Origin of the sequence: Teichococcus deserti (genome assembly GCF_001982615.1) — a bacterium.
GTDB lineage: Bacteria > Pseudomonadota > Alphaproteobacteria > Acetobacterales > Acetobacteraceae > Pseudoroseomonas > Pseudoroseomonas deserti.
On the sequence record NZ_MLCO01000087.1, the window covers coordinates 21,801 to 29,043 of the forward strand.

Genomic DNA, 7,243 nt, shown 5'->3' on the forward strand with positions numbered 1-7,243 from the left:
CGCTTGGCCACGACCGTTCGGCCAAATTGATTTTTCCATCTGGTCAATCACACCGGCATAGGGCTTGCTTGTCCCAAGAAGGTTTCATTCCGGGATGACACGATGATGCGATGGCGTAACTGGCTGGCGCTCGGCGCCCTGGCCCTGGGTCCCCTGGCTTTCGGGATTGGCGCCGCCCCGCTGCGGGCCGAGCCGCTGAAGGTGGTGCTGGAGGCGGAGATCGTCACCCTCGATCCGCATTTCACCGGCGCCTATATCACCCGCACCTTCGGCTACATGGTCTTCGACACGCTGTTCGGCCCGGATTCCAAGGGCACGATGCAGCCGCAGATGGTGGACAAGTACACCACCTCGGAAGACGGGCTGACCTGGAACTTCACCCTGCGCCCGGGCCAGAGCTTCCATGACGGCGCGCCCGTCACCGGCGCCGACGTGGTCGCCTCGCTGAAGCGCTGGTTCACCCGCAGCGCGCTCGGCGGCCGCCTGGCCGCGGTGACCGACAGGCTGGAGGCGACCGGCCCCGGCAGCTTCACCCTGGTGCTGAAGGAGCGCTACGGGCTGGTGCTCGACACCCTCGGCACCACCTCCTCGCCCACGCCCTTCATCATGCCGGCGCGGATCGCGGCGACCCCGGGCGCGAGGCAGGTTTCCGAGATCGTCGGCTCCGGCCCCTTCGTCTATGACCGCGCCCGGCACCGCACCGGCGACAGCCTGTATCTGCGCCGCAACGAGGCCTACAGGCCGCGCCCCGAGCCCACCGACTTCCTGGCGGGGGCCAAGGTGGTGAAGGTCGACGGCCTCGACATCCGCGTCATCCCCGACGGCGCCACGGCCTATTCCGCGCTGCAGGCCGGCGACATCGACTACATGCAATACGCGCCCTTCGACATGCTGGCCGCCATCGAGCGCGACCGCCGGCTGCGGCTGATGAACTTCACCGGCGCGCACCGCTTCACCGGCCATTACCGCGTCAACACCGCCTCGCCGCCCTTCAACGACCCGGCCATCCGCCGCGTGCTGCTGCGCCTGGTCAACCAGACCGAGGTCATGGCCGGGCTCGGCCTCGACGGCCGCTATTCGGAGTCCTGCGCCGCCTTCTTCATCTGCGGCTCGCCCTATGAGACGCTGCAGGGCGCCGAGGCCCTGGTCGATCCCTCGATCGAGGCCGCGGCCGCGGCGCTGAAGCAGACGAAATACGCCGGCGAGCCGGTGATCGTGCTGACCGCCTCCGACCTCGAGGCGCCCAAGGTTTCCAGCCAGATCCTGGCCGACCGCCTGGCGCGGGCCGGCTTCAAGGTCGACCTGCAGGTGATGGACTGGGCCTCGGTGCTGGCCCGCCGCACCCAGCGCCAGGGCTGGAGCGTCTATGGCGTGCATGCGCTGGGCTTCGACCTGGCCTCGCCGCTGACCAATTCGGTGATCGCCTTCAACTGCACCAGCTCGCTGACCGGCGGCTTCATCTGCGACCAGCGCCTGGTGCCGCTCTACGAGGCCTTCGCCCGCGCGCCCAGCCGCGAGGCGCAGCGCGACATCGCCGGCCAGATCCAGGCCATCATCTACGAGCAGGGCCTGGGCATCCCCTTCGGCCAGTTCGCCCAGCCCGCCGCCTATCGCGCCGTGCTGGAGGGGCTGCCGAATTCGGCGATCCCGCTGTTTTGGAACGTCACCAAGAAATAAGGCCGGACCGCATGTATGACGTGATCGTGGTGGGGGCCGGCTCTGCCGGCGCCCCGCTCGCCGCCCGCCTCTCCGAGGATGCTTCCCGCCGCGTGCTGCTGCTGGAGGCAGGGCGCGATTGGCGCTCGGCGGAGGCGCCGCATGCGCTGCGCAGCGCCAATATCATCCCCTTCATGCGCGACCCGGCGCATCAGGCCGAATGGCAGTGGCCGGGGCTGGAAACCCGCCGCACCCGCGTCCAGGCGCCGCGCTTCTACTGGCGCGGCAAGACCATGGGCGGCTCCTCGACGGTGAACGCGCAGATCGCCATCCGCGGCGTGCCGGCGGCCTTCGACCATTGGGCCTCGCTGGGCTGCACCGGCTGGGCGGCCGCCGACGTGCTGCCGATCTTCGACCGCATCGAGGACGACAACGAGACCGCCGCCGGCCCAGGCATCCGCCAGGGCGGGCCGCTGCCGGTCCATCACGCGCCGCAGGCCGAATGGGGCGCGGTCGACCGCGCGCTGCGGGATTCGGCCTTGGGCCTCGGCTATCCCTGGAAGGCGGACCTGAACGCGCCCCAGGGCGAGGGCGTCGCCTGCTACCCGATCAACAGCCGCGACGGGCTGCGGGTGACCACCAATGACGGCTACCTGGAGCCCGCCCGCGGCCGCCCGAACCTCGAGATCCGCGGCGGCGCATTGGTCGAGAAGGTCCTGTTCGACGGCAAGCGCGCCCGCGGCCTGCTGGTCCGCTTCGAAGGCGAGCCCGCCGCCGTCGAGATCGCGGCGAAGGAAATCGTGCTCAGCGCCGGCGCCATCCACAGCCCGACCATCCTGATGCGCTCCGGCATCGGCCCGGCGGCGCAGCTGGCGGGCCTCGGCATCCCGGTGCTGCAGGACACCCCCGGCGTCGGCCAGGGGCTGATGGACCATCCGATCCTGCGCGCCAGCCTGCATCTGAAGCCGGAGCATGTCGCCCCTGACCCGGACAGCCGCCACACCAATTGCTGCCTGACCTACAGCTCCGGCCTCGGCGAGGGCGGCGCGCGCGACATGATCATGATCGCCTTCAACCACACCGGCTTCGTCCCCGGCGGGCCGGCGCCGGTCGGCTCGATCGGCGTCTCGGTCTATGACGCCTTCTCCCGCGGCGAGGTGCGGCTGACCTCGGCCGATCCTGCCGCCAATCCGGTGGTCGAGGAGAACATGCTGGACGATCCGCGCGACCGCCTGCGTCTGCGCGACGGGCTGCGCCGGCTGGCGAAGATCGTGGCGCGGCCGGAAGTCGCCGGCATCGCGACCGCCATCCGCTTCGGCGAGCTCGACCTGCCCTTCGCCGAAGCCGTCGCCCTGCCGGATGCCGAGCTCGACGCGCTGATGCTGGCCGAGTGCAACGACATCCAGCATGCCGCCGGCACCTGCCGCATGGCGCCGGCCAGCGACGCCATGGCGGTGGTCGACCCCGATCTGCGGGTGCATGGCGTCGAGGGGCTGCGGGTGGCCGATGCCGCCATCATGCCCACCGACTGCCGCGCCAACCTGCACTTCACCTGCGTGATGATCGGCGAGATGGCGGCCCAGCGCATGCGCGCCGCCTGACACGGCGGAAAAACCTTCCGAACGGCGCTGGCGTTCTCGCTGCAGGAGCGGGAATGCCATGCCGACCAAAGCCAGCCTGCAGCGCTATCACGAGAAACGCGACTTCAGCCGCACCGCCGAGCCGAAATCCGGCGGGCGGCGTGGCAAGCAGCCGCAGCTGGTCATCCAGAAGCACGATGCCACCCGGCTGCATTACGACCTGCGGCTGGAGCTGGACGGCACGCTGAAAAGCTGGGCCGTCACCCGCGGCCCCAGCCTGGACCCGGCCGACAAGCGGCTGGCCGTGGAGGTCGAGGACCATCCCCTCAGCTATGGCAGCTTCGAGGGCACCATCCCCAAGGGCCAGTATGGCGGCGGCACCGTGATGCTCTGGGACCGCGGCAGCTGGGAAAGCCTGGACGACGATCCGGCGAAGGCCCTGGCCGAGGGCAAGCTGAAGTTCCGCGCCCATGGCGAGCGGCTGCAGGGCGGCTGGACCCTGGTGCGGATGCGCCGCCGCGCCAGGGAGAAGCGCGACAACTGGCTGCTGATCAAGGAGAATGACGAGGCCGCCCGTCCCGGCGAGGGCGAAGCCCTGGTCGAGGCGGAGCAGACCTCCGTCGCCTCCGGCCGCAGCATGGCCGAGATCGCCGGCGCGGCGGCGGAGAAGCCGGCGGCGAAGGGGCGCGTCCTTGCCTCGCCGGGGCGGATCGCCGCGGCGCGCCAGAAGGCCGGCGCGGCGCCGCCACCCCGCGCCCCGCGCCGCTCCAGGGCCGAGGAGCGCACCGCCGCCGAGGCGCCGGTCGAGATCGGCCGCTTTGTGCCGCCGCAGCTCTGCGCCAGCGAGGACCGCGCCCCTTCCGGCGAGGCCTGGCTGCATGAGCTGAAGCTCGACGGCTACCGGCTGCAGGCGCATCTCCGCGACGGGGCCGCCATTCTTTTCACCCGCAACGGCCTCGACTGGACCGGCCGCTTCCCCGAGACCGCCGCGGCGCTGGGCAAGCTGCCGGATGCCGTGCTGGATGGCGAGCTGGTGGCGACCGATGCCGAGGGCACGCCGGATTTCGCCGCCCTGGTCGGCGCCATGGAGCAGGGCCGCACCGGGAGCCTGCGCTTCTTCGCCTTCGACCTGCTGGCCGAGGGGGCCAAGGACTGGCGCGACGCGCCGCTGACCGAGCGCAAGGCACGGCTGCAGCAGCTGCTGAAGCGGGGGCCGAAAGCGGTGGTCTATGTCGAGCATTTCGCCGCCCCCGGCGCCGCCGTGCTGCGCTCCGCCTGCCAGATGGGGCTGGAGGGGGTGGTGTCGAAACGCGCGGCCTCCCCCTACCGCGCCGGGCGCAGCGGCGACTGGGTGAAGGCCAAGTGCCGCGGCAACGACGAATTCGTCATCGGCGGCGTCGGCAAAGGGCCCAAGGGCAGCATGACCCTGCTGCTCGGCGCCTGGCGTGATGGCGGCCTGGTCTATCTCGGCCGCGTCGGCTCGGGCATTTCCGGGGCGCATGCCGCCAGCCTGGCGCGGGCGCTGAAGCCGCTGGGCCGCAAGACCTCGCCCTTCTCCGCCGGGGTCGACCCGGCCGACCGGCGCGGCGCGCAATGGGTCGAGCCGCGGCTGGTGGCCGAGGTCGACTTTGCCGGCTGGACCGGCGAGGGCCGGATCCGCCAGGCCTCCTTCAAGGGATTGCGCGAGGACAAGCCGGCCGCGGAGGTGACGCCGCCTGGCCCGCTGGCGAAGCCCGGCAAGGCGAAGCCGGCGTCGCCCGCAACAGGCGCGAGGACGGGCCCGCGGCTGAGCAATCCCGACAAGCGGCTCTGGCCGGACCCGCCGGTGACCAAGCGGCAGCTGGCCGACTACTACGCCGCCGTGGCGCCGCGGCTGCTGGCCTCTGCCGGCGGCCGCCCGGTCTCGCTGCTGCGCGCGCCGGACGGCATCGAGGGCCAGCGCTTCTTCCAGCGCCATGCCGGCCGCGGCACCTCCTCCCTGCTGCGCGAGGTGAAGGTGGAGGGCGAGCGGGAACCCTATCTGGCGCTGGACGACGCGGCCGGGCTGGCGGCGCTGGCCCAGGCGGCAGTGCTGGAGATCCATCCCTGGGGCGCCATGGCGGACGACGTCGACCGCCCCGACCGGCTGGTCTTCGACCTCGACCCCGGCGAGGGGACGGGTTTCGACGCGGTCATCGCCGCCGCGCGCGACCTGAAGACGCATCTGGAGCAGCTCGCGCTCGGCGCCTTTGTCAAGACCACCGGCGGCAAGGGGCTGCATGTGGTGGTGCCGCTGACCCCCGGCGCCGGCTGGCCGGAGGCCAAGGCCTTCTGCAAGGCGCTGTGCGACGTGCTGGCCCAGGCGAAGCCCGGCCGATACACCACGACGCTCGCCAAGAAGGCCCGCCGCGGCAGGATTTTCTTGGATTATCTGCGCAATGACCACAGCGCGACGGCGGTGGCCGCCTGGTCGCCGCGGGCGCGGCCGGGTGCCACGGTCTCCATGCCGATCGCCTGGAAGGAGCTCGGGCCGAAGCTGGACCCCAAGGCCTTCACCATCGCGACGGCGCCCGCCCGGCTGAAGCGCGCCGACCCCTGGGCGGGCTATGCCGAGGCCGCCCGGCCGCTGCCGGATCTTGGCGAAGCGTAACGCGGGGTTCCGGCGCGGCATCGCCGCGCCATCTGAAAGAAATGCTGACACGACGACTGCTGCTGGCCACGCCCGCCCTGCTGCCGCTGGCCGCCCGGGCCGAGGCCGATCCGCGCCTGGGGCCGGCGCTCGACGCCGCCGAGGCCCTGGCGCCGCTGCACAACCTGATCGTCGCCCGGAACGGCGCCGTCATCGCCGAGCGGCATTACCGCGGCCCGCCGCCCGACCGCCCGGCCAACGTCAAGTCGGTCTCGAAATCGGTGATCGCCGCGCTGGTCGGCGCTGCCATCGCCCGCGGCCATCTGGAGGGCCCCGACCAGCCCATCGCGCCGATCCTGCGCGACCGCCTGCCGGCCAATCCCGATCCACGGCTGGCCCGCATCACCATCGGCAACCTGCTGTCGATGCAGGCCGGGCTGGAGCGCACCTCCGGCGCCTATTACGGGCAATGGGTCGCCAGCCGGGACTGGGTGCGGGCGGCGCTCGCCCGGCCCTTCGTCGCCGATCCGGGCGGGCCGATGCTCTATTCCACCGGCAACACGCATCTGCTCTCGGCGATCCTGACCCGGGTGACCGGGCGCTCCACCCATGCCCTGGCGCGCGACTGGCTGGCCGGGCCGCTGGACATCGCCCTGCCGCCCTGGCCGCGCGACCCGCAGGGCATCTTCTTCGGCGGCAACGACATGCTGATGTCGCCGCGGGGTCTGTTGCGCTTCGCGGAGATGCACCGGCTGAACGGCCAGAACGTGCTGCGGCCCGACTGGATCACCGCCTGCTGGACGCCGCGCACCGCCTCCGCCTTCACCGGCGACGCCTATGGCTATGGCTGGTTCCTGCGGCCGATCGGGCAGCAGCCGCGCTTCTACGCCTGGGGCTTCGGCGGGCAAATGGCGCATGTGCTGCCGGGGCTAGGCCTGTCCATCGCCATGACCTCCGACCCCAACCAGCGCTCGGGCGGCGCCGGCGGCCATGCCCGCGCGCTGCACGAACTCGTCGAGCAGGCGATCGTGCCAGCGCTGGCCTGACGCTCACGCCTGCAGGTAGTCGATGCTGGCCAGCACGCGGGAGATGGCGCGGGCCACGGCCATCACCTTCGGCTCCTCCACCCCCATGCGGTAGGTGGTGAAAAGGCGGCCATTCTCGACCGGCGGATTGGCCGCCAGCAGGGTCATGCTGCCCTCGGCGACATAGCGGGTCGCCATCCGCATCGGCAGCAGCCCCGCGCCGATGCCCCCCGCCACCAGCTCGGCGATGACGGCGACCGAGGTGCAGGCGGACAGCCGCCGCGGCGCGATGCCGGCGGTCGCGAACCAGCCGCTGATCTGCCGGTGCATCGCCGCCGGCGGCGGGTTGGAGATCACCGGCAGGTCCCAGAGAT

At 72.0% G+C, this 7,243-nt stretch carries 5 protein-coding genes; 4 read left to right on the forward strand and 1 reads right to left on the reverse strand.

All coding sequences use genetic code 11. The annotated features are described in order from the left end of the window. The first annotated feature begins 102 nt into the window (after nt 1-102). From BKE38_RS10825 to BKE38_RS10840, 4 genes are read left to right on the forward strand one after another with little or no spacing between them, the layout of a single operon-like run. Nucleotides 103-1,677 carry an ABC transporter substrate-binding protein gene (locus tag BKE38_RS10825; protein ID WP_083747463.1) on the forward strand — a complete coding sequence of 525 codons (1,575 nt, stop codon included), beginning with the start codon at nt 103-105 and terminating at the stop codon, nt 1,675-1,677. 11 nt (nt 1,678-1,688) lie between these two features. After that, a complete protein-coding gene (locus BKE38_RS10830) occupies nt 1,689-3,257 on the forward strand; it encodes a GMC family oxidoreductase (protein WP_076957325.1) in 1,569 nt (522 codons plus the stop codon). Between the two features lie 58 nt (nt 3,258-3,315). Beyond that, a complete protein-coding gene (ligD, locus tag BKE38_RS10835) occupies nt 3,316-5,865 on the forward strand; it encodes a DNA ligase D (RefSeq protein WP_076957326.1) in 2,550 nt (849 codons plus the stop codon). A 41-nt stretch (nt 5,866-5,906) separates the two neighbouring features. After that, on the forward strand, nt 5,907-6,890 hold the full coding sequence (locus tag BKE38_RS10840) for a serine hydrolase domain-containing protein (RefSeq protein WP_106409194.1): 984 nt from the start codon (nt 5,907-5,909) through the stop codon (nt 6,888-6,890). A gap of 3 nt (nt 6,891-6,893) precedes the next feature. Here the strand turns inward: BKE38_RS10840 and BKE38_RS10845 are convergent. Next, nucleotides 6,894-7,243, reverse strand: a 350-nt coding sequence (locus tag BKE38_RS10845) for a LysR substrate-binding domain-containing protein (RefSeq protein ID WP_131829560.1), incomplete at its 5' end; no start/stop codon positions are given.